Origin of the sequence: Floridaenema evergladense BLCC-F167 (genome assembly GCF_041929205.2) — a bacterium.
Taxonomy (GTDB): Bacteria; Cyanobacteriota; Cyanobacteriia; order Cyanobacteriales; family Aerosakkonemataceae; genus Floridanema; species Floridanema evergladense.
In genome coordinates this window covers 2,473,540-2,495,486 of record NZ_CM171625.1, presented here as the reverse complement: position 1 = coordinate 2,495,486, position 21,947 = coordinate 2,473,540, and the positions used below count along the sequence as shown (strand labels likewise).

The window sequence follows — 21,947 nt, the reverse complement described above, 5'->3', positions numbered from 1 at the left end:
TACTGAGATTCTAGCGACTATAATCTTGACATAATGAGTAATTTATTTACGCAATTTGAATTCTCATGGGCAAGGTTCTGGTGTTAAATGCCTCTTACGAACCGCTCAACATCACCAGCTGGCGACGGGCGGTTGTCCTATTGATCAAGGGTAAAGCAGAGCAAGTCGAACACAACGGGAAATATGTTTATTCAGAATTTCCCTTACCAACTGTGATTCGGTTGCGCCATTACGTCCGAGTTCCCTACAAAGATATTCCCCTAACCCGACGTAATATATTGCATCGAGACGGGCATAGTTGTCAATACTGCGGTTATACAGGCGACGAATTAACCCTCGATCATGTTTTACCTCGTTCTCGTGGAGGAGGCGAAACTTGGGAAAACATGGTGACAGCTTGTGTCCGTTGCAATATCAAAAAAGGCAACCGCACGCCCTCAGAAGCAAATATGCTTTTAAGAAATCCACCGCGAAAACCGTACAGCAGTCTATATTTTGAAGTCGCTAAACACATAAAAAGCGGTACGCATCAAGAGTGGCGAAAGTATGTTATCGGTGTTTGACAGACCTGCACGAAATAAAGTGCAGGTTTTTTTATAAGAGGGGACTGGGGACAAGGGGACAAGGGCGAGTTATGAGTTTTAAGTTTTAAGTTTTGAGTTATTAATTCAAAACTTAAAACTTAAAACTCATAACTAACGAAGGGACAAGGGGACAAGGAGAAAATTTATTTCTTCTCTGCCCCTCTGCCTTCCAGCACTGGGGTAAAAACAGTCTTCTACCGAATTAAATACTTAACAGGGGGGTATGTACAATCTGGATTTTTTTGCGAAGATCGAAGAGAGCAACTTAACTCAACCTGGGAAATGCTGCTAAACAGCAAGCATAACAGCGAGAAATAAATTGTACAGACTTTGTAAAGTACCCCTACCTTTTTTAATAATATGCAATCTAGATCGATCGAGTCTCTCGACCGTTTAACCCTAATATCTGATTCTCCTGTGGAACTAAAGGCCAATACAGCCAATACTGAATCTAATGTAAAGCGATCGGGTTCGTCTGGCAACGAATCGGTAACCGAACCTACTAGACGTTCCCCCAGTCAATTATCTGCTCAAAAAACTCAAGCTCTACAACAAACCTTAGAGCGTCATCGAGAAGAAAAGCAAATTATAGTGGTTCAGGATTTCCCCGACCCCGATGCTTTATCATGCGCTTGGGCTTATCAATTAATCGCTCAACAATATGGCATTCAATCCGACATTGTTTATGGTGGTACCCTAAGTCACCAAGAAAATATTGCCTTGGTGAAACTGACTAACTTACCAGCAATGCGTTGGACACCACAAGTCGCCAAAAATAAAGATTTGTCAGTCTACCAAGGTTGCGTTTTAATCGATAACCAAGGCACTACTAGCCAATTAATGACCCAAGTCCAACAAGCTGGGATTCCCACGATTGTAGTAGTAGACCATCACCAGCTACAAGGGAATTTACAAGCTGAGTTTATCGATATTCGTCCAGCTGTTCGTGCCACATCAACCATTTTTACCCAATACTTGCAAGCAGGATTGTTGGAATTAGATAACGGCATTAGCGAGCACGTAAAATGCGCTACTGCTTTAATGCACGGCTTGCGTTCTGATACTAATGGTTTGCGACAAGCACAGGAAGAAGAATTTCTCGCTGCTGCTTATCTTAGCCGTTTTTACGATCCGCAAATGCTCAATGCAGTTTTACAAGCGACTCGTTCTAAACGAGTGATGGATGTAATAGAACGTAGTTTGAAAAACCGGATTGTCAAAAATAATTTTTCTATTGCAGGAGTGGGTTATTTGCTTTATGATGACCGGGATGCGATTCCCCAAGCTGCTGACTTTCTCGTAACAGAAGAAAACGTGCATACGGCAGTGGTTTATGGTATCGTTCATGATGAAGATAAAGAACGAGAATTGGTGGTTGGTTCTTTACGGACTACGAAATTGACTCTCGATCCCGATGAATTTATCAAAGAAGCTTTTGGTCAAGATAATCAAGGACGTTTCTTTGGTGGTGGACGTTCGATGGCGGGAGGTTTTGAAATTCCGATCGGCTTTTTAGGCGGCAGTAACGAAAATTCCGAATATGCCAAACTGAAATGGGAAGTTTTTGATAGCCAAATTAAGCAAAAGCTCTTAAAACTAGTCAATCCCACCCATAGCTTGATTGAAACTGAATAGTTGGCAAAGCAGCAAGTTTCAGATTTTAGATTTTTGGCTCAATTTACTATACAATCAAAATCTTAATCTGTTGTCAAAGTTGGTGCGCGAGCAATAAATCAAGCAATGGTGAAATTGTACTTGGTGCGTCATGGGATCGCTGCGGAAAGAGAAGAGTATACTGAAGATGCTCTCAGACCGCTGACAAGTGAGGGGAAGCAGAAAACTAAGCAAGTAGCGCAACAATTGTTTAAATTGGGTTTGCGGTTTGATTTAATTTTGACTAGTCCTTTGGTGCGAGCTCGTCAAACTGCTGATATTCTAAAAGCGATCGGACTAAGTTCCCAATTAGAAGAATCAACTCACTTAACACCAGAAGGTGACATTTACTCTTGGTTAACTTGGTGGGAGGAGTGGCACCAAGATGTTAACAGCCTAGCATTAGTAGGTCATGAACCAAACTTAGGAGAATGGACAGAAATTTTGGTTTGGGGGGAAGCAAAAGGCAATTTGGTAGTGAAAAAAGCTGGAGTTATCGGAGTGCAATTGCCAAAAGATGGTTCTCCAGTCGGTCGTAGTTTATTATTTTGGCTAACACCACCAAAGTTCTTACTGTAACAATAATTAGGTGTTAGGATTCAAGTGTTAGGAGATAGGGAGAAAGACAATTCCCTAACACCTAACCCCCAATCCCCAACCCCTTCTTCTTTGTTAAATAATTTCGGTGCTCAACGTAACAAGTTAATACTTTCTGGTAAGTTAGCCTGAAGAGATATTCATGTAAGCAAAGAGTAAGGATATGACTGTCTGCGAGTATAGACCAGGTTTAGAAGGAATTCCCGCTGCTGAATCCGCTATTAGTCATGTTGATGGACAGCGGGGAATTTTAGAATATCGGGGTATTAAAATTGAAGAACTAGCGGAAAAAAGCAACTTCTTAGAAACAAGTTATCTACTGATTTGGGGCAAGTTGCCGACTAAGCCAGAATTAGAAGAATTTGAACATGAAATCCGCTATCATCGTCGGATTAAATATCGCATCGTCGATATGATGAAATGTTTCCCAGAAAGCGGTCATCCGATGGATGCTTTGCAAGCTTCAGCAGCAGCTTTAGGATTGTTCTATTCTCGAAGAGATTTACATAATCCAGCTTATATTCGCGCAGCTGTGGTGCGATTGATGGCGAAAATCCCCACAATGGTAGCAGCTTTTCAGTTAATGCGGAAAGGGAATGAGCCAGTTAGACCCCGCGATGATTTGGGTTATGCAGCTAATTTTCTTTATATGCTCAGTGAGAGGGAACCTGACCCTTTATCGGCAAGAATCATGGATGTTTGCTTGATTCTTCATGCCGAACATACCATGAATGCTTCTACTTTCTCAGCGAGAGTGACGGCTTCTACTTTAACAGACCCTTATGCAGTGGTAGCTTCGGCAGTGGGAACTTTAGGTGGGCCTTTACATGGTGGGGCAAATGAGGAAGTAATTGCCATGTTAGAAGAAATTGGCTCGGTGGAAAATGTTCGCCCTTATTTAGAAGAATGTTTGCAGCGCAAATCGAAAATAATGGGTTTTGGTCATCGAGTATATAAGGTGAAAGACCCTAGAGCTACCATACTGCAAAATTTGTCGGAGCAATTGTTCGAGAAGTTCGGTTATGACAAGTACTATGAAATAGCCGTAGAGTTGGAACGGGCTGTGGAAGAGAAGTTGGGGCAAAAGGGAATTTACCCGAATGTTGACTTTTATTCTGGTTTATTGTACCGGAAGATGGGGATTCCCACAGATTTGTTTACGCCGATTTTTGCGATCGCTCGTGTAGCTGGCTGGTTAGCCCACTGGAAAGAACAACTCGAAGAAAACCGCATCTATCGCCCCACCCAAGTCTACACCGGATACCACGAATCTAATTACATCCCAATGGAGAAACGGTACTCTTGAGGAGATGGGGAGATGGGGAGGTGGGGAGATGGGGAGATGGGGGGATGGGGGGATGGGGGGATGGGGAAGTTTAACTCAAAACTCAAAACTCAAAACTTAAAACTCCCCTAACCCCGCCCCAGTCACCAGTCACCAGTCACCAGTCCCCATTAGTCTATCTCAGGGTTAGTTATAAGCAGAAATTGTGATTGCCTTGCGGGGCTGTAGTCGCTGCAACGATATACTATGCAGAGAAGTCCTAAAAAAATCTTCACAAACTGAGCGATCGCAATTTCATCGATTAATTAGTTTAAGCGAGATCACGATAAATATCGACAAACATGAACTCAGGAATAGACCTGCAAGGCATTTTTATTAAGTCTCTCACGGACTTTGGCATCCCATCGGGAGCAGCTAAAGCCTTATGGCTTCCCCTACCGATGTTCTTAATGATCATCGGTGCAACGGTAGGAGTGCTAGTTACCGTTTGGCTGGAACGGAAGATTTCCGCTGCTGCTCAACAACGGATTGGCCCGGAATACATGGGGCCGTTCGGGGTGTTAGCGCCCGTAGCAGATGGAATTAAGCTAGTTTTTAAGGAAGATACGCTTCCTGCGAAGACAGACGGAATTTTGTTCACTCTGGGGCCAATTATCGTAGTTATCCCGGTGTTTTTGTCCTATTTAATTGTGCCGTTTGGACAAAATTTGGTGATTACTGATATTGGAATGGGCGTATTTCTGTGGATTGCCTTTTCCAGTATTGCTCCAATCGGTCTGTTGATGTCGGGTTATGCTTCCAATAATAAGTATTCGCTATTGGGGGGTTTGAGGGCAGCAGCACAATCGATTAGTTATGAAATTCCTTTGTCTTTGTCGGTGATTGCTGTGGCGATGATGTCGAATAGCCTCAGTACGATCGACATTGTAGACCAACAATCTACTTTAGGAATTCTCAGCTGGAATATCTGGCGACAACCTTTAGGTTTCCTAATTTTTTGGATTTGCGCTCTAGCAGAATGCGAACGGTTGCCTTTTGACCTTCCCGAAGCAGAAGAAGAATTAGTCGCAGGTTATCAAACTGAGTATTCTGGGATGAAATTCGCCCTGTTTTACCTTGGTTCTTACGTTAACTTAGTTCTCTCTGCTTTAATCTTCGCAGTTCTATATTTGGGTGGCTGGAATTTCCCCGTTCCCATTGAAATATTAGCCAATTGGTTAGGAGTCAGCGAAACTAATTCCTGGTTAGAAATTATCACCGCTTCTTTGGGCATCGGCATGACCGTACTCAAAGCTTACTTCCTGGTATTTTTAGCAGTTTTGGTACGCTGGACAGTACCTCGCGTCAGAATCGATCAATTGCTAAATTTAGGATGGAAGTTCTTACTACCCGTTGGCTTAGCAAACTTGCTATTAACGGCAGCTTTGAAGTTAGCATTTCCAGTTGCGTTTGGCGGGTAGTTATTGGTCATTGGTCGTTGGTCGTTGGTCGTTGGTATTTGAAATGAAAAATTACTCTTTCTTACAAATGACAAATGACAAATGACAAACAATAAATGACCAATGACAAATGACAAATAACAAATGACAAATGACAAAAAATTATGAAGTTCCTCAAACAAGTTGGAGATTACGCCAAAGAAGCAGTTCAAGCTGCTAAGTATATTGGTCAAGGTTTATCTGTAACTTTTGACCATATGCGTCGCCGTCCAATTACGGTGCAGTACCCTTACGAAAAATTGATTCCTTCGGAACGATTTCGGGGTCGGATTCACTTTGAATTTGATAAGTGTATCTCTTGTGAAGTTTGCGTGCGGGTATGTCCAATTAATTTACCTGTAGTGGATTGGGAGTTCAATAAAGAAACGAAGAAGAAACAACTCAAACACTACAGTATTGATTTCGGAGTTTGTATTTTCTGTGGCAATTGTGTGGAATATTGTCCAACTAATTGTTTGTCAATGACAGAAGATTATGAGCTTTCGACTTACGATCGCCACGAGTTAAACTACGATAACGTAGCTTTGGGTCGCCTACCTTATAAAGTAACAAACGATCCAATGGTGACACCTTTACGCGAACTAGTTTACCTGCCAAAAGGTGTTATAGACTCTCACGATTTGCCACCAGGGACTCGCGGTGCTGGTAAACTACCAGAAGAGATTCTTCAAGAAACAGAGAAATAGGGACTGGGGACTGGGGACTGGGGACTGGGGATTCCTTATAAAATCAAGCATTCCTGAATTAATTTAGGTTTACTTATTCCCATAAGTAGGAAAGAACCAAATCTAAAATTACCCAGTCCCCAGTCCCCAGTCCCCAATCCCCAATCCCTAATCCCCAATCCCCAAATTAACGTTATTAAAGGACAAAAAACTGTGAATCTAGCAGAAGGAGTTCAAATTGTTTCCTTTGGACTGCTGTCATTAATGATGATTGGTGCAGCACTGGGAGTTGTGCTGTTAGCTAATATTGTCTATTCAGCTTTTTTGCTGGGTGGAGTGTTTATTAGCATTGCCGGATTATACATTTTGTTGAATGCTGATTTTGTGGCAGCAGCACAAGTGCTAATTTATGTGGGAGCAGTTAACGTTTTGATTTTGTTTGCCATTATGTTGGTAAATAAAAGACAAGATTTTGCACCACTTCCTAATGCTTGGGTGCGGAAAGGTGCAACAGCTTTAGTTTGTGCTGGGTTGTTTGTGTTGCTAGGAACAATGGTTTTGGCTACTCCTTGGTCTACAACTAAGGTGGTGGGTGCTGTCCCAGCGCAATCTTCTATTGTGACAATTGGCGAGCATTTTTTCACTGACTTTTTGTTGCCTTTTGAGTTAGCTTCTGTGTTGTTGTTAATTGCAATGGTGGGAGCAATTATTTTGGCTCGTCGCGAGTTTTTACCAGAGCAAATAATATCTCCAGAAACACCCCAACAACCTGCTTTAACTTTACCAGAAAGACCAAGGGAATTGTTAATAGCAAGTAGCGATAAAAAGGTTTAAGTTTTGAGGGGGAAATACAGGATTCATGGAATTACAATTACAATATTTTCTGCTAATAGCAGCGGCGCTTTTTTGTATTGGGATTTATGGATTGATTACTAGCCGCAATGCGGTGCGAGTGCTAATGTCGATCGAACTACTCCTTAATGCCGTAAATCTAAATTTGATGGGTTTTTCTAATTTCTTAGATTCCCAAGCAATCAAAGGACAGGTGTTTACAGTATTTATTATTACTGTTGCCGCAGCAGAAGCCGCTGTAGGATTGGCAATTGTTCTGGCAATCTACCGCAACCGCGATACGGTGGATATGGAAGCGTTTAATTTGTTGAAATGGTAATGGGGACTGGGGACTGGGAACTAGGGAGAGAGTTTTGAGTTTTCCCTCGCACCTCTCTATCTTTCCCAGTCACCAATCCCTAATCCCCAGTCCCTAATCCCCTTAAATGGAGTTCGAGACTAGAGTGCAGCTAAATCACGTAATCATTGCACATAAGGCAGGAGATGACCTGAGTCGGCAATGGGCAGAAAATTGTGCGCGACAATTGGAAAAGCGGAATTGTCAGGTATTATTGGGGCCAAGTGGACCGAAGGATAATCCTTATCCGGTTTTTTTAGCTTCGTCAATTCACCAAGTAGATTTGGCTTTGGTGTTGGGTGGGGATGGTACGGCATTGGCAGCGGCGAGGCATTTAGCGCCGGAAGGGATTCCGATTTTGGCGGTAAATGTGGGGGGACATTTGGGGTTTTTGACTCAGCCTTTTGAGGAATTTAAGGATACAGAAAAGGTTTGGGATCGGTTGATGGAAGATCGTTATGCGATTCAAAGACGAATGATGTTACAGGCGGCTTTGTTTGAGGGCGATCGCACTAATCAAGAACCGATGAGTCAATATTTTTTGGCGTTGAATGAAATGTGTGTGAAACCTGCTTCTGCCGATCGCATGATCACTTCAATTTTGGAGATGGAAATTGACGGCGAAGTAGTCGATCAATATCAGGGTGATGGCTTAATAGTGGCTACACCTACGGGGTCAACTTGTTACACTGTTTCTGCTAATGGCCCGATTATTCATGATGGGATGCACGCGATCGCAGTTACTCCCATTTGTCCCCTAAGTTTAGCAAGTCGTCCCTTGGTTTTACCTCCTGGCTCAGTGGTAAGTATTTGGCCTTTGGGAGACTACGATCTAAACACTAAACTTTGGATGGATGGAGTTTTAGCAACAGCAATTTGGCCTGGACAAAGAGTCGATATCCGCATGGCTGAATGCCTTGCTAAGTTTATTATTTTGCGAGAAAACTATTCCTATTATCAAACTTTACGAGAAAAATTAATGTGGGCTGGGGCGAGAATTCATTACAACAATAATCATCGTCAGGGTTAGGGGATTGGGGACTGGGGACTGGGGACTGGGGATTGGGGACTGGGATTCTTGATTAGCGTCTGTAAAATAGCGTTTATTTTTAAGATTTCTATTCAGGTAAAAAGTTTGAATTAATAACATCTTCTAAGGTGAATGGTGGTTCTGTGGGAAAAAGATTGTCAGGCAATTGATATTTACGTAAAGCGTTGTTTCTGGCTTTTTGATAGCAGTCGAGAAATACATCGGTTAAGAGATTTCGGAGACTAGGACTATCCTCTAAAGATAGTTCAATTTGAGTTCTTTGTTCTACGATCGTTTCCCGCCAACCTCTGGCGTTATATACTTTTTCTATTTCCCAATACATCAGTTTGAGAAGATGTTCGATTAGGACAATTAATCGGTTTTTTATTTCCTTTTTCTCACTTCTTCCCATGCTTTCGATTTCTTCAATTAAACTTTCCCAATCCACTTCGTCAAAGCGACGCTCTTTGAGTAATTTGGCTGTTGTTTGTAGCCAAGAATAAAAGTCTCGATCGTAAAGAAGTTGATTTAATTGGGATTGAGAACGGGCTGCCATAAAATTTCATTCGATGTTGAATTTGATTCTAATTTAATGGGGATTAAATTTACTAACAAAATTGTAGAGACGTTATATATAACGTCTCTACATGATGGGAAATTGAGTGATTTTAAGCGATCGGCAAACAGCTTCTAGCTTCTTGGGCGATTTGTTCTACTTCATCGTTAGTCATAGTTTGCAGGATAGCGAGAGCTTCTGGACTACCTAAACGATTAAGTGATTGGACGACACGATAGCGAGTTTGCCAATCAGGGTCTTTGGTATAGTGACTTAGGAGGGGAACTGCGCGTAAGTCTCCTAATTCACCTAAAGAACTGATCGCAGCTGTTTTGACTAAATCTATCTCTGATTTGAGTGCTTCTTCTAGGAGGTCAAAAGCTTGGGTGTCTCCCATTTCTCCTAAAGCGGCAACGATGCTCATTTGTAGCAACCATTCCGAAGTATTGTGGTAGGTTTGTTTTAAGTCTGGGAGAGCTTCTTTTAACTGTAAAGCTCCTAGAGAGTCAGCAGCAGCAGCTTTTACGTCTACTTCCGAGTCGTTGAGCAGTCGATCGCGCAAGATATCCAGAGATTTTCGCAGATTTTCCCGGCCTAAGCTGTCTAATTGACTAACAGCAGCGTAACGTACTCTGGGATTTTTGTCCTTGATGGGTATTTGCACCAGCCTAAAGGCGTTACGTCTGTCCAACTGACGCAGTTGGTTGACGGCGCGTAAGCGATCGCTAAGTTCCTCTGAACGAAGCAATTTTTCCACAGAGTTAGGAGTGATGTTCATTTGTCAGTAAAAAGGGTTTTCAAAGAACAAAGCTGATTGGTCACAGGTCAAAAGGTTTTAGATTTTAGATTTTAGATTTTAGATGGTTCGATACGTGCTTGCCGCACACGCTACGTGATACGTGCTTGCCGCACACGCTACGCGATCGCAAATCTAAAATCGCTAGATGATGCAATGGCAAATGACCAGGACTAATAAACTAGTCTTCACTGGTTGCCATTTCTCGGATAATGTCTCCGCGAGTGAGAATGCCGATAACTTGTCCAGCATCATTAACTACTGGCAGGCGACGAACATTTTTGTCGTGCATCAATTTTGCTGCTTTCTGCAAGGGTTGATCGGGATCGGTAGTAATTAAAGAATCTTTCGTCATCACTTCTCCCACCGTTTGCCCCAAAGCTTTGTGTAAATCTCGCTCATAACGGCCCGGATTTTCTAAGTAAATCACACTATCAAGAATCATGATATATGCCGGAGGAGTTACCCCTGTCTCCTGCCATATTAAGTCTGTTTCCGAGAGCACACCCACTAATTTACCAGACTGATTCACCACTGGCAGTCCACTGATGCGTCGCTCTGCCATAATTTTAATCGCCTCTTGGAGAGGAGTTTCAGGCCGCACTGAAATCGGATCGCGGCTCATTACATCACCAACAGTTTTGGGCATAATCGACTAATTCTTCCAAACCAATTCCCCAGCTATCTTAATTGTAGGAAATAATACGGATTTTCTGAGTCTGATTTATAGATTGTTAATTATTGGGGACTGGGGGGGTAGTTTTGAGTTTTGAGTTTTGAGTTTTGAGTTTTTTCCTTAATCTCCTAGTCCCCGATCCCTAGTCCCCAGTCCCCAGTCCCCAGTTTTTAACTAGTTTGATTTTTAACTTTTAATGCTTCTTGGGCTGATATTCCTTCGGTTGGAGTGCCAAAAAACCAAATTGTTCCGGCTGCTTCGGCGCGAGTAACGGGTTTTTTCGGTTGGAATAAAGTAGTATATCCGAAAACTCTACGAATATTAGAAGCGTCTCCGTTTTGGAAATCTGTTAATACTGCTTTTAGGGCTTTTGGCTCAATTTTAAATGTATCTTGGAAACCCCAAGTTTGTTTAATTGTCTCAAAGGTTGCACCGGAAGTTACTAATTTGCTGTCTAAAGGAACTTTCCAAAGTATCATTTGTTCTCTGGTTAATGGGGCATCAGGACGAAACAGTAATGCAGTGTTATCTCCCGAAAGTTGACTAGGAATTATTCCGGCTTCTGCTAATCCTTGAATTGCCGCAAAGTCTGAATCTGTACGCGGTACGTCCTGAAATGCTGCTTGAGAACTTTCGTTGGCTAACCTGATTTGTTTCGCTGGTTGGTTGGCTTGAATCTGATTATTTGCTGCCATTAACCATCGGGCAAATTCTCTTTTGGTAATTACTTTGTTTGGTTCAAATATGGTGCTGTTTGGATCGGTTTTTCCGGCTGTTTTGGCAGGAGTTAATACTCCTAATTCTGCTAATTCCGTTATATAGGAACGTAATTCTTTTGGGGCTTTATTAACGTCAGAAAATGCTATTGATGTCCCAGTTAAAATTGTGGCATCAGGTGCGGAAGTTTCTTGTGGTGTTGGTGTAGTAGCTACTTCTGGGGTTGCTTCTGTTGTCGGGGAAGGAGTGACGGTATTTTCTGGTGTTGTTTCGGCAGTTGTTGAAGGAGTTTCTTTAAGATATTGAAGAGTAAATTCTGTAACTCCGGGATTTTGGGTAGGTACGGCAGCAACAGTAACTTTTAAATCATTCAATTTTGCTGTTAAACTACCTGTTGGTTGATTCGGTTGCTCTAAAATTCGCCAGTCATTTTTCTGGAGTTGTTGTTGATAAAATGCTTGAATTTTATCTGCACTATCAGGACTAAACCAGCGAGTGTTAGTAATTGGTGCTGTAGAAGTTACTTCTTGTAGTTGTGCGTTGGGATAACGGGGAATTTGTGTGGGAAAATCAGCTGGTAATTCTGCTGGTGGTTGATTTTTGGGATTAGGATTAGCAACATTCTGCCCTAAGTTAATAGAGTTTCCTTTTAATTGTGGATCGGCTGCGAAGGATTGTTCCCAGTTTTTGCTACCTGGATTACTGGCGCAAGCAGTTAGGGAACTTAGCAGTAAGATGATTAAACTTAAGGATATAGCCGGACGTTTAGTATACACCGCAAAAACTCAGAGTTCTATTTCATCCCTACATTAGCGTATCAAGAAACAGGTTGCTGGTTTTATGGGTAAAGCGATCGGAAATTACACCTCCGAAAGTGAGATTTCCGATCGCATTAAGTTAATCTAAAAAATATTCGGGCTATTAGTCATCCGTTCTACACGACTTTGACAAGATGGGCAAGTACAACCCACAATCGATCTCATAATAGACGATCGTCTATCATTATTTTCCACTGTTAATTGTTGTAGGTTTGATTGTGCGATCGTACTATCTACGCTTTTGGCAGGTTGTAAGTTAATTTCCCCAGCTATCGCCGCATTGCTGGATAGTAAAATTAGGGCTAGAGAACTACAACCAAGCAAACTCAACTTATCTGTATTCATAATTCCAGTTGCCTAACAGTCTCACTAAGTTATTTTATTCAATGATTGCTGCGATCGCCAACAAGTTCCCATTTTATATCAAATCGCAGATACCCCTAAATCCCCCTTATTAAGGGGGACTTAAATTTAATCTGGTTTCCCCCCTTGGTAAGGGGGGTTAGGGGGGATCAAACCTCTGTAGAAAACAGTTAACTAATCCATCTTATCTAGATGCGAAACCTTTTCCTCGCGAAACTTTTGACCAAATAAATATTTCGCCGTTGCTACCTCCTGCGGCTAATTTGTTACCTTGGGGTTGCCAAGCAAGACAGGAAAAACCTTCACTTGCGCCATCGAGAATTTGTGCTATTTCTTTCGCTTTTTGCCAAATTCCGATTAACCCATCTTCGGCTGCGGAGGCGAGGAGAAATGTTTGGGGTTGAAAGGCGATCGCCTGTACAATTCCATCATGGCTATCTAACAATTTACCTTGCCAACCTATTGATTCGTCAGCAGCTTTTTCCCACACGACAACACTTTGGGCAGTTGCAACTGCTAAACGTGGCGCACCAATTGATGTTAACAAATCTGACCAACTTAAGGCGCGAATTTTACCGGGAAAACCTCGCATTAACCAAGGTTCAGGAATATCCCATTGCCAAACTGCTAAAGTATTATCTAAGTTTGCAGAAGCAATAAATTTACTGTCTCCTGACCATGCTAAGTTTAAACTGGCAACCGGAATTTCTAAATTTGTTGGATCGTCATCCCAGTTTTTAGTATCCCATATTTTTACGCCTAGCTGACCGCTAATTGCTAAGTTTTCCCCGTTGGGTCGCCAAGCTATACTTAATACGGAAGATGATTCAAAATTTAGCGTTACTTCTACTTGTTGGCTGTCAGCATCCCAAATTTGTACGTATTTTCCCATGCTAAATGCTAACTGGTTAGTTTTAGGATGCCATGCTAATTTATCAACCCAGTTTGGGGCGTTTTCTAAAGTGCTAATTAGTTGGGTTTCTTCTGGTTGCAAACGCCAAATTTTGACTTCTCCGTTTTGTCCTCCTGCTGCTAAGTATTGCCCATCGGCAGAAAAGGCTAGGCAATCTACAGATTGGTCGTTTGCTGTTTGGAGATAGACCAAGTTTTCTCGGTCTTTTAATAAGATAATTTCTCCGGCTGCGTCACTGGCGGCGAGAGTTTTTCCATCAGTTGACCAAGCTACAACGGTGACATAATCTGATAATGTGCCTTGCCAAGTTTGGTCGAGGATTTTGTTAGCTGCTAAACTAAACACTGGCGAAAGTCCTCTTTTAATTGTGCTTCATCTAAGTTGCGTCCGATGAAAACTAATTCGTTTTTTCGGGTTTCGTTGGGTTTCCATTTGCGATCGGGTTTTCCTTCAAATATCATGTGTACGCCTTGGAATACAAAGCGTTGATCTTCTCCGGCTATGTTTAATATGCCTTTCATCCGAAAGATATCTGTTCCTTGAGTTCGCAATAAGTTAGAGATCCAGTTGTTGAGTTTTTCTTCGTCTAATTCGCCTGATTCTACTATTGCTACTGAACCTACTGTTTCATCATGTTCATGGGCGTTTTCATCAAGAAATTGCGGATCTATTTCTAAGGCGCGATTCAAATCAAAGGCTTTTACTCCTAACAAAGCATCCATTTCTAATTCAGAGTTTTGCGTGCGATAAATCTTCGCTATTGCATTCATCGCCCGGATTCGTTTTTCTAATTCTTCTAGTTCTTCGGGTGTAACTAAATCGGTTTTGTTTAATAAAATGACATCTGCAAAGGCAATTTGTTCTTGGGCTTCGTCGGTTTCCCAATGTTGCCAAATATGTTTGGCATCGACTACGGTTACTACTGCGTCTAAGGAGATTTTATCCCTCATGTCTTCATCGACAAAGAAGGTTTGAATTACTGGGGCGGGATCTGCTAATCCGGTGGTTTCTATTACTAGGTGATCGAATTTGTTTCGGCGTTTCATTAGGTTGCCAATTATCCTAATTAAGTCGCCTCGAACTGTGCAACAAATGCAGCCGTTGTTCATTTCAAAGATTTCTTCATCTGCGTCGATTATTAGTTGGTTGTCTATGCCAACTTCGCCAAATTCGTTGACGATTACGGCTACTTTTTTGCCGTGTTCGTGGGTTAAAATTCGGTTGAGTAAGGTGGTTTTTCCTGCACCTAAGTAGCCTGTTAGTACGGTGACGGGGACGAAGTTTTCTGTTGTGTTTACCACAGTATTTGCCTCTCTTTTTTTGAACCACGTTAGCGAAGCGAAACGCGCTAGCGTTTTAGACACGAAGGACACGAAGGAAGAAGAAGAGAAGGAGAATTTGAGAAATTATAGCAGTCTTAATTATTTTTTTCGATCTTTCACCAAGAGGCAGAGCCTCCATTCTTCGTTCCCAGGTTGAACCTGGGAACGAGGTTTTGGGAGGTTCCACCTCCAGGAGTGCAAGATTTGAGTTATTCACAGTTTAGTTAAGGCTGCTATGGTTTAGGGAATTGAGAATATTATAATCATTCTCATTCTACATTTATTTTGGGGTTCGAGATTGTTTAGTTTTGTAAAAATGGTAGAATTTCGGCGGCGATTTCTTCGGGGAATTCTTCGTGCATTCCTAGAGAACCGTTGAGGCGGCGGGTTTGAATGTTGGGTAGTTGGGCTAGGTTGTCCATTTCTTGTTTTGATTTGGGGGGACATTGTTCGCCAATTACTATCATTATTGGCAGGGAAATTGTGTTAAATAAACTGAGAAATTCGCTGTTTGTTTGGATGGGATCTAATGCGCCTGTGACGAAGGCTACGGGGGCAAATTTTCCGCCCGGTTTTTGGGTGATTTGCCATTTTTTATCGATAAAATCCGATGTAAGTATTTTTGGATCGGTGAATACGTGGCTTTGATACATATAGCTGAGGAAGGGTGGCGCAGTGTTTAGGCTGTAGAGAATGTCGCCTAAAATTGGCGATCGCACTGTCTCCCGAATTATACTAAACCAATCTTCCTGTTTTCCTGCCATTGTGGGCAAGGGGCCTCGCCAAGTGGGGGCGGTTAAAACAATGTGGGAAAATAGTTCTGGTTGTTGGTTGGCTAGTTGCATCACGTAACCTGCGCTATGTCCGGCTGCGACGACGGCTACAGGGGTTTTAAACACGGTTTTGACGAAATCTGCCAAAAATTGCTGAAATATGGCTGGTTTGTAGTCTAGGGGTGGGCGATCGGATTCGCCAAAACCAGGCCAATCTAATGTTACTGTTTGAAAATAGGGCGCTAGTAAGTTGGCGATTCCTGCCATTTCGGAACGGCTGGAAACTGTGCTAAAAGCAGGTAAGAGTAAGACTGGTGTTCCTTCGCCTGCGGTTTCGTAAACTACCCACAATTGTTGACCTTGCCAGTTCCAAGCGTATTTTTGTAACAGTCTGTCGGTGTTGGTGGGGTAAGTTGCTGGAGATGTGGTGTTCATGGCTAGAAGGGAAAAAGGTTTTCATTTGCATCCGTTCTAGCCTTTAATTTAGGTCAGGTTGGCTGACCACGCAACTGTCGCAAGGAACGAATACAGGCGGGACAATCACAACCAAACAACGTTACGGCAGCATCACTTTCTTCTTCTGTAAAATCTAACATCGGTGTGTTGTCTTCCCCAGGTTGCACGTTAGTTGGTGTCACTAAAGCTATTGGTAAACTCGATTTTTTGACACAAACTAATTTTTTTGTGTGTACCGAAGGGCTACAAACTAAATCCTGTTTATTCGTTTCCGCAGTTTGGCTAATTATTTCCGATGCTTGTGCAGGGTTGATGGTGACAAACAATGACAGTATAGACCCTAAAAGTGTCGGTCTAGTTAGTAAAACCAGCAAAATTCTATTCATCGGTTTCCATCACAGATATCTACTTCTTCGCATAGATTATCCGGTATAATACCGCAAAAAGAAACAGAAAAGCAAAAATCTCCCAAATTGCCCTCAGAATTTGGGTTACAACCTCCTCCTTTTCTTCTCTCTGCGTCTGGAGCGGTTTATATCGAATTATCGAGTTAAGCAGTTATTAAGTTGCTGATTAATTTCTAGCGCATTTAAAGAACGCCCAATAAATACTATTTGATTGCTAGGTTTTCCTTGCCATTCTTCATCTTTTAAGTCGTAACGTTTACCGCTAAGTTGAAAAATGTGCCTTCTGGTACTTTCTTTAAACCAAAGAATTCCTTTAGCCCGAAACACACCAACTGGCAATTTATCTTGTAAGAATACCTGGAATTTTTTCACGGCGAAAGGGCGATCGCTACGAAAGGAAAGAGAAGCAAATCCATCATTAGCAATATGATTAGCATTATTCGGAATATTGGCTAAATCAAGATTCTGGTAAAACTCAGTTGAGGAGAGTTTGACATCTAAAATTAAGGGTAGGGGAACTTGTCCGTATTGCGATCGTAAAATTCTCGCCCCACCTTTGATCGTATCAAAAAAGTTTTCTAATTCTGCGACTTTTTCTTCTGGGACTAAATCTATTTTATTCAAGATGATAATATCACCGTAAGCCACCTGATTAAGTGCGACCTGACTATCCATATCATCTGGTGTAAAATACTCGGAATCTACAACAGTTAAAACCGAGTCTAACGTGATAAATTCTCTTAATTCTGTGCCAATTAAGGTGAGGATAATCGGTAAAGGATCGGCTAAACCTGTAGTTTCAATTACCAGATAATCTATGCGGTCTTGTCGTTCTAAAATTTGATAAACTGCATCGACTAAACCAGTATTCATCGTACAACAAATGCAGCCATTACTCAATTCTACCATGTCTTCTTCTAAAGAAACAAGTAGCTGGCTGTCAATGTTAATATCGCCAAATTCATTAACTAAAACTGCAACTTTCAAATTTTCCTGATTTTTGAGAATTTGATTCAGCAAAGTAGTTTTCCCGCTACCCAAAAAACCTGTAATTATGGTGACAGGCATTCCCCGCTTGGGAATTTTCGCCAGAAAATTTTGTTCTGTTACTATTAATTGTTTCATACTTAAGAAGTGAGAGATTGATAGGAAAGCACCTGTTTTTGCATGGTTTGAAAGATGTTGTAAAACCCATTGGCGCGAGAAGGAGTTAAACTAACATTCAATCCCGTCTCTTTAATAAAATCTGGGGAAAGTTCTAAAATTTCTGTGGGTGTTAGTCCGTTCAATCCGGTAATTAATAAACCTACCAAACCTTTAACTAACTGGGAATCAGAATCTCCGTGAAAATAAACTTTCCCGCCTTGTAACTCAGAGGTAATATAAACTTGAGAAACACAGCCAGGAACTTTGTTTTCAGGAAGTTTGGCTGCGGCGGAAAATTCTGGCAACTTTTTTGCATACCAGAGGAGTTGTTCATAGCGCAATTTAGTATCACTTTGACGGGCAAAACGTTGCACTATTTTGGCTAAGGAATCTGGTAATTGTGGCATTTCTCCTAACCTAAAATCATGGCTACTTCTTTGGCAAAATAGGTTAAAATTAAGTCAGCCCCAGCACGTTTAATACTCAACAAAGTTTCTAACATTACTTGTTTTTCATCAATCCAACCTTGTTGGGCAGCAGCTTTAATCATGGCATATTCACCACTAACATTATAAGCGGCAACTGGTAAATTAGTTTCGCTGCGAATTTGGTGAATAATATCCAGATAAGCTAAGGCAGGTTTTACCATGACAATATCTGCACCTTCGGCAATATCTAAGAAGGTTTCTTTTAATGCTTCTCTGGCGTTTCCTGCATCCATTTGATAGGTTTTTTTGTCGCCAAATTTGGGTGCAGAATCTAAAGCATCTCGAAAAGGGCCATAATAAGCTGAGGCATATTTTGCGGAGTAAGCAAGGATGCCAACGTTAATATATCCTTCGGCATCTAAAGCTTTGCGAATTGCGCCAATTCTGCCATCCATCATATCAGAAGGTGCTACCATATCTGCCCCTGATTCGGCTTGAGAAAGTGCCATTTTTACTAACACTTCGACGGTAGGATCGTTGAGAATTGTGCCGTTTTCATCTATTAATCCGTCATGCCCGTGTGTGGTGAAAGGATCGAGGGCAACATCGGTAATTACTACTATTTGTGGTACTGCTTGTTTAATTGCTTGAACTGTTTGTTGTACTAGTCCTTCGGGGTTGTAACTTTCACTGCCTGTATCGTCTTTTTTGCTTTCGGAAATTACGGGAAAAAGGGCTATGGCGTTAATTCCTAATTCGGCAACTGCGGCGATTTCTTCTAATAGTAAATCTGGGGTGTAGCGATAACATCCCGGCATTGATGTAATTTCTACTTTTTTTCCCTCTCCTTCCATGACAAAGAGGGGATAAATTAAGTCGTTGACGCTGAGATTGGTTTCTTTTACCATGCGTCGCAAGGCAGGGGTACGCCGTAAGCGACGGGGGCGATGGGTTATGTTTGGTACGGAGGAATCAGGGTTTGAGGTCATGGCGGCAGATTAATTGTAGAATGATTCTCATTATATAATTAATCGTGCCAAAGCTAGGAATGACAGGCTGGGAATGACAGGCTGGGAATGACAGGCAAGATGCCTGTCCTACGGGAAGGTTACGCCTACATCTGTGGATATCTGTGGTAAAAAAATATTTCTATTCCAAAATTACATAATTTACTAAGTCGGTGATTTGAGGATCGGGGAAGCGGTTTAAGATGCGCCAAAGTACTGTATAACTACCATCTGGATTGCGCGAAATTGGGCGAAAGGCAATTAATAAATCGCTGCTAGGTGTTGTTAGTAATAATTCTAGGTTGCGCCTTTGTCTTTTGGTAATTCGTTCGTTGTTTAAAACTACTTCTGGTAGTTGGAATTGCAAGGTTCTGACTAAATAAGTGTGGTTTAAAACTGCTGGCGATCGGGCAAAAAGTTTAACACAACATAAGTCTTCAATTTTGCCTGTGATGAATAAGCGACGATCGATCTGCAACGCCTCCAATCTATCAGGTGGTTGATATTTTAGGAAAAATTCTCTAGTAGGTTCGGCAATATTTAATAACTTAGCATCCAGATTTTCAATTGGTACATCTCCTAAGTCTTCAATAAAGCCGTAATTTAATCCTTGCTGCACAATTTGAAATTGATCGTTATCCAGTTGAATTTCTAAACGTGGCAGAAATACCCCTGTTTCGGCTAAAGGTGGATAAGGAAAACGTTCTAATCTACTAGCTAATAATCGACTGCGTAATTCTTTCGCGTCTTGGCGATAAAATTCTGCTGGTAATATTCGGGCAATTCCTGTGTTTTCTAATGCGAGAAATGGACTGTATAATTGATTAATTGCTTCGGGAATATCGTAAGGATCTTCTGTTAGTTGACTGGGAAAATTAAACCTAGTTGGAGGGGGAAAAAGTGCGGTTGCTTGGGAGAGTAATCTTCTGCTAGTTAAAAGTGGGGTGGTTGCTTGGATGGAAATATCGATCGCAGGTAAAACAGGCGGTAAATATCCCTCTATTGGTTGTTTTGCTTCTCTCCCAATTATAGGCGGTTCTGGTGAAGGCAAAGGGGAGATTGGAGGGGGAGAAATTGGTTGTACGTCACCCAAACTAACTAACCTGCGATCGATGATTGGTTTGAGAGTTTCTAATGTATTGGTGGAAATGTAAAGGTAACAGTAAAGTTGTAGTTGTTCGGATGTTAAATTAACGAATGGTGGTAGGTTAGTTGAGTTTCCTAAACTAACAGATCGACAAAGATCTACTGGGGAAGCATAGTAACGTCTGAGGAAGCGATCGACTGCTGAGGTGTGAAAGAAAAGTTGCGATCGCACTCCTCTGAGAAACTCTGGATCGGCACTTGCGATCGCCTTTTCTAAGCGAGAAACTAAATTAATTTGTTCCTGTACTAGTTGCTGTGCTGGTTGCCAAAAATTAGCATTTTCACTTGATTGGTATGAAGGTATGGAGGGATTTTCTTGTGCCTTAGCAACTTGGGGAAAGAAGAACAAAAGTGGTAATAGCAAAGATAAACGTTTTTTCATGGTTGCCAATTTTTCTCATTACCAAACACCTTTTTACCACATCTTTTAACTTTGCCGATCTTGAATATTTTACTCATCTTCTTTAAGCTGCGGATTTTCTGCTGCTAATTCTTGCGATGGCAACTCATTTGGTATTACTACGGTTTCAGTTGTCAAATCTTCTTTCTTTTTACCCCATCGATCGAGCACATCTTTAATTAAGACTTCCTGAATCCAAACTTGTCCCACAACTGTAATTGGTAAAGCTAATAATAATCCCAAAAATCCAAAAAATGTGGCAAAAATAACTTGAGACATTAGGGTAATTGCTGGTAAAAGTGCTACCTGTTGTGCCATTACATAAGGAGTAATGAAATTACTTTCCAATTGTTGAATAAATATGTAAAGAATTAACACGAATAGAGATTTCCAAGGATTATCTAATAGTGCAACACCCATCGGTAAAACTACACTTAATGTCGGGCCAATATTGGGAATAAAGTTGAGTAAACCTGCTAAAACTCCTTGTGCCAAGGCTAATCTAACGCCAATAATTGAGAGTCCAATAAAACTTAAGAAGGCAACCAAAGTCATACTGATGATTGCACCAATTACCCATTTTCCTAATGCTACTTCGCATTCATTTAAAATTTCTTCTACTCGCCGTCGATAAAAAGAGGGAAATAGCCGCACAAATGTTTTGCGATAAGCTAAGGGTTGAGCTAACATCATTATTGTTAAAATTACTACTAATAAAAAGCTCAAAATCATCCCTAATGTATTGGAAACAAATACACCAGCACCGCCAACTAATGATTGTATTAAAGGTTGTAATTGTTGAAATAATTGTTGGCTAGGTCGAAAAGATCCTGTGTTAATAGTAGGTCGAGGTATGAATTGATTTATCCAAGGTGGTAAGTTATTAATAAGTTGTCTGAGTCTGGTATTCCAAAGGTCGATCGCTTTCGGAAATAGCTCTATCAGTTCTTGAGATTGAGTGATAAAAGGCGGTACAATTAAAAAGAAAAAGCCAATAGCAACGGCAAAAAACAAAAACAAGGAAACAATTACTGACCAAAATCTAGGTACTTTTAATCTTCTGGTGAACCAGCGGACTAATTGATTTAAAGAAGTGGCGAAAACAATAGCTGCAAATACTAACAAAAGTACTTGCCGAATTTCCCAAAGTACATATAAACAAATAATAAGAACTAATAGGCCGATTATTTGACCGAATTTCACTGTCATTACTCCCTAATAGTTAATTTAGTTATTGAATTCATTTTAAAGTAAGGTTGGTTAAATTTACCCATTAATTGATTTTTGCTGTTGTTGATATCGCCACCAAAGAGCGATCGCTAATACTACAGTAGGCGATAACACAATTATCAGGGCAATTTGTGATGCTGCGGGAACCTTGAAATAGGGACAGACGTATTTAATTATTACTGACAAAACTGCGGAAAGAACAAATATTTTAACAATAAATTCGGCTTTGTTTTCCATTGCTTTATTTCCGTAAATGAAGGGGAAGTTTTTAAGTTCTAAAATTCCCCGATC

Annotated in this window: 24 protein-coding genes; 9 read left to right on the top strand and 15 right to left on the bottom strand. The window is 41.2% G+C overall.

Annotated features, from left to right (window positions below; all coding sequences use genetic code 11):
* The first annotated feature begins 65 nt into the window (after positions 1-65).
* The 9 genes from ACE1CA_RS12255 (at position 66) to ACE1CA_RS12215 (ending at position 8,502) form a co-directional block, all read left to right on the top strand.
* A complete protein-coding gene (locus tag ACE1CA_RS12255; protein ID WP_413279493.1) occupies positions 66-563 on the top strand; it encodes an HNH endonuclease in 498 nt (165 codons plus the stop codon).
* Between the two features lie 381 nt (positions 564-944).
* A complete protein-coding gene (locus ACE1CA_RS12250; RefSeq protein WP_413279492.1) occupies positions 945-2,219 on the top strand; it encodes a DHH family phosphoesterase in 1,275 nt (424 codons plus the stop codon).
* Between the two features lie 108 nt (positions 2,220-2,327).
* A complete protein-coding gene (gene sixA, locus ACE1CA_RS12245; protein ID WP_459563661.1) occupies positions 2,328-2,816 on the top strand; it encodes a phosphohistidine phosphatase SixA in 489 nt (162 codons plus the stop codon).
* A gap of 181 nt (positions 2,817-2,997) precedes the next feature.
* The gene (locus ACE1CA_RS12240) at positions 2,998-4,140 is read left to right on the top strand and encodes a citrate synthase (protein ID WP_413279490.1); all 1,143 of its coding nucleotides are present in this window, start codon (positions 2,998-3,000) and stop codon (positions 4,138-4,140) included.
* 320 nt (positions 4,141-4,460) lie between these two features.
* Complete coding sequence (gene nuoH / locus ACE1CA_RS12235) at positions 4,461-5,579, top strand: NADH-quinone oxidoreductase subunit NuoH (RefSeq protein WP_413279489.1); 1,119 nt, start codon at positions 4,461-4,463, stop codon at positions 5,577-5,579.
* Between the two features lie 143 nt (positions 5,580-5,722).
* Positions 5,723-6,304, top strand: coding sequence for an NAD(P)H-quinone oxidoreductase subunit I (ndhI, locus tag ACE1CA_RS12230; protein WP_486517788.1), 582 nt, complete (start codon positions 5,723-5,725; stop codon positions 6,302-6,304).
* 192 nt (positions 6,305-6,496) lie between these two features.
* Entirely contained in the window at positions 6,497-7,117 is a 621-nt protein-coding gene (locus tag ACE1CA_RS12225) for an NADH-quinone oxidoreductase subunit J (RefSeq protein ID WP_413279487.1), read from the top strand.
* Positions 7,118-7,142: 25 nt separating this feature from the next.
* A complete protein-coding gene (gene nuoK, locus ACE1CA_RS12220; RefSeq protein ID WP_413279486.1) occupies positions 7,143-7,454 on the top strand; it encodes an NADH-quinone oxidoreductase subunit NuoK in 312 nt (103 codons plus the stop codon).
* A gap of 124 nt (positions 7,455-7,578) precedes the next feature.
* The gene (locus ACE1CA_RS12215) at positions 7,579-8,502 is read left to right on the top strand and encodes an NAD(+) kinase (protein WP_413279485.1); all 924 of its coding nucleotides are present in this window, start codon (positions 7,579-7,581) and stop codon (positions 8,500-8,502) included.
* 88 nt (positions 8,503-8,590) lie between these two features.
* Here ACE1CA_RS12215 and ACE1CA_RS12210 read toward each other — a convergent pair whose 3' ends face one another.
* From ACE1CA_RS12210 to ACE1CA_RS12140, 15 genes are all read right to left on the bottom strand, one after another.
* Complete coding sequence (locus ACE1CA_RS12210) at positions 8,591-9,058, bottom strand: DUF29 domain-containing protein (protein ID WP_413279484.1); 468 nt, start codon at positions 9,056-9,058, stop codon at positions 8,591-8,593.
* Between the two features lie 112 nt (positions 9,059-9,170).
* Positions 9,171-9,836 carry a phycobilisome degradation protein NblB gene (gene nblB / locus ACE1CA_RS12205; RefSeq protein WP_413279483.1) on the bottom strand — a complete coding sequence of 222 codons (666 nt, stop codon included), beginning with the start codon at positions 9,834-9,836 and terminating at the stop codon, positions 9,171-9,173.
* A 199-nt stretch (positions 9,837-10,035) separates the two neighbouring features.
* The gene (locus ACE1CA_RS12200) at positions 10,036-10,503 is read right to left on the bottom strand and encodes a CBS domain-containing protein (RefSeq protein WP_413279482.1); all 468 of its coding nucleotides are present in this window, start codon (positions 10,501-10,503) and stop codon (positions 10,036-10,038) included.
* Between the two features lie 197 nt (positions 10,504-10,700).
* Positions 10,701-12,023, bottom strand: coding sequence for an S-layer homology domain-containing protein (locus tag ACE1CA_RS12195; protein ID WP_413279481.1), 1,323 nt, complete (start codon positions 12,021-12,023; stop codon positions 10,701-10,703).
* A 126-nt stretch (positions 12,024-12,149) separates the two neighbouring features.
* Positions 12,150-12,410: a hypothetical protein gene (locus tag ACE1CA_RS12190; RefSeq protein WP_413279480.1), complete on the bottom strand. Its 261-nt coding sequence runs from the start codon at positions 12,408-12,410 to the stop codon at positions 12,150-12,152.
* 202 nt (positions 12,411-12,612) lie between these two features.
* Positions 12,613-13,686, bottom strand: a complete 1,074-nt coding sequence (locus ACE1CA_RS12185; protein ID WP_413279479.1) for a WD40 domain-containing protein — start codon at positions 13,684-13,686, stop codon at positions 12,613-12,615.
* Entirely contained in the window at positions 13,674-14,642 is a 969-nt protein-coding gene (locus ACE1CA_RS12180; protein ID WP_413279478.1) for a CobW family GTP-binding protein, read from the bottom strand. Before ACE1CA_RS12180 ends, ACE1CA_RS12185 begins: the two co-directional genes overlap by 13 nt.
* 323 nt (positions 14,643-14,965) lie before the next feature.
* On the bottom strand, positions 14,966-15,871 hold the full coding sequence (locus ACE1CA_RS12175; protein ID WP_413279477.1) for an alpha/beta fold hydrolase: 906 nt from the start codon (positions 15,869-15,871) through the stop codon (positions 14,966-14,968).
* Between the two features lie 53 nt (positions 15,872-15,924).
* Entirely contained in the window at positions 15,925-16,278 is a 354-nt protein-coding gene (locus tag ACE1CA_RS12170) for a hypothetical protein (RefSeq protein ID WP_413279476.1), read from the bottom strand.
* A 156-nt stretch (positions 16,279-16,434) separates the two neighbouring features.
* Positions 16,435-17,424: a CobW family GTP-binding protein gene (locus tag ACE1CA_RS12165; protein ID WP_413279475.1), complete on the bottom strand. Its 990-nt coding sequence runs from the start codon at positions 17,422-17,424 to the stop codon at positions 16,435-16,437.
* Positions 17,425-17,426: 2 nt separating this feature from the next.
* Entirely contained in the window at positions 17,427-17,852 is a 426-nt protein-coding gene (locus tag ACE1CA_RS12160; protein WP_413279474.1) for a SufE family protein, read from the bottom strand.
* Positions 17,853-17,857: 5 nt separating this feature from the next.
* Entirely contained in the window at positions 17,858-18,862 is a 1,005-nt protein-coding gene (hemB, locus tag ACE1CA_RS12155; protein WP_413279473.1) for a porphobilinogen synthase, read from the bottom strand.
* A gap of 160 nt (positions 18,863-19,022) precedes the next feature.
* Positions 19,023-20,408: a hypothetical protein gene (locus ACE1CA_RS12150; protein WP_413279472.1), complete on the bottom strand. Its 1,386-nt coding sequence runs from the start codon at positions 20,406-20,408 to the stop codon at positions 19,023-19,025.
* 69 nt (positions 20,409-20,477) lie between these two features.
* Positions 20,478-21,635: an AI-2E family transporter gene (locus tag ACE1CA_RS12145; protein ID WP_413279471.1), complete on the bottom strand. Its 1,158-nt coding sequence runs from the start codon at positions 21,633-21,635 to the stop codon at positions 20,478-20,480.
* Between the two features lie 57 nt (positions 21,636-21,692).
* Complete coding sequence (locus ACE1CA_RS12140; protein ID WP_413279470.1) at positions 21,693-21,893, bottom strand: hypothetical protein; 201 nt, start codon at positions 21,891-21,893, stop codon at positions 21,693-21,695.
* Positions 21,894-21,947: the final 54 nt, after the last annotated feature.

What these genes read in the sequence shown, in the direction of transcription:
- ACE1CA_RS12150 (WP_413279472.1), bottom strand. Translation starts at nt 20,408, where the DNA reads ATGAAAAAACGTTTATCTTTGCTATTACCACTTTTGTTCTTCTTTCCC.
- ACE1CA_RS12145 (WP_413279471.1), bottom strand. Translation starts at nt 21,635, where the DNA reads ATGACAGTGAAATTCGGTCAAATAATCGGCCTATTAGTTCTTATTATT.
- ACE1CA_RS12170 (WP_413279476.1), bottom strand. Translation starts at nt 16,278, where the DNA reads ATGAATAGAATTTTGCTGGTTTTACTAACTAGACCGACACTTTTAGGG.
- ACE1CA_RS12160 (WP_413279474.1), bottom strand. Translation starts at nt 17,852, where the DNA reads ATGCCACAATTACCAGATTCCTTAGCCAAAATAGTGCAACGTTTTGCC.
- ACE1CA_RS12175 (WP_413279477.1), bottom strand. Translation starts at nt 15,871, where the DNA reads ATGAACACCACATCTCCAGCAACTTACCCCACCAACACCGACAGACTG.
- ACE1CA_RS12250 (WP_413279492.1), top strand. Translation starts at nt 945, where the DNA reads ATGCAATCTAGATCGATCGAGTCTCTCGACCGTTTAACCCTAATATCT.
- nblB (WP_413279483.1), bottom strand. Translation starts at nt 9,836, where the DNA reads ATGAACATCACTCCTAACTCTGTGGAAAAATTGCTTCGTTCAGAGGAA.
- hemB (WP_413279473.1), bottom strand. Translation starts at nt 18,862, where the DNA reads ATGACCTCAAACCCTGATTCCTCCGTACCAAACATAACCCATCGCCCC.
- nuoH (WP_413279489.1), top strand. Translation starts at nt 4,461, where the DNA reads ATGAACTCAGGAATAGACCTGCAAGGCATTTTTATTAAGTCTCTCACG.
- ACE1CA_RS12165 (WP_413279475.1), bottom strand. Translation starts at nt 17,424, where the DNA reads ATGAAACAATTAATAGTAACAGAACAAAATTTTCTGGCGAAAATTCCC.
- ACE1CA_RS12190 (WP_413279480.1), bottom strand. Translation starts at nt 12,410, where the DNA reads ATGAATACAGATAAGTTGAGTTTGCTTGGTTGTAGTTCTCTAGCCCTA.
- ACE1CA_RS12210 (WP_413279484.1), bottom strand. Translation starts at nt 9,058, where the DNA reads ATGGCAGCCCGTTCTCAATCCCAATTAAATCAACTTCTTTACGATCGA.
- ACE1CA_RS12140 (WP_413279470.1), bottom strand. Translation starts at nt 21,893, where the DNA reads ATGGAAAACAAAGCCGAATTTATTGTTAAAATATTTGTTCTTTCCGCA.
- ACE1CA_RS12255 (WP_413279493.1), top strand. Translation starts at nt 66, where the DNA reads ATGGGCAAGGTTCTGGTGTTAAATGCCTCTTACGAACCGCTCAACATC.
- ndhI (WP_486517788.1), top strand. Translation starts at nt 5,723, where the DNA reads ATGAAGTTCCTCAAACAAGTTGGAGATTACGCCAAAGAAGCAGTTCAA.
- nuoK (WP_413279486.1), top strand. Translation starts at nt 7,143, where the DNA reads ATGGAATTACAATTACAATATTTTCTGCTAATAGCAGCGGCGCTTTTT.
- ACE1CA_RS12200 (WP_413279482.1), bottom strand. Translation starts at nt 10,503, where the DNA reads ATGCCCAAAACTGTTGGTGATGTAATGAGCCGCGATCCGATTTCAGTG.
- ACE1CA_RS12240 (WP_413279490.1), top strand. Translation starts at nt 2,998, where the DNA reads ATGACTGTCTGCGAGTATAGACCAGGTTTAGAAGGAATTCCCGCTGCT.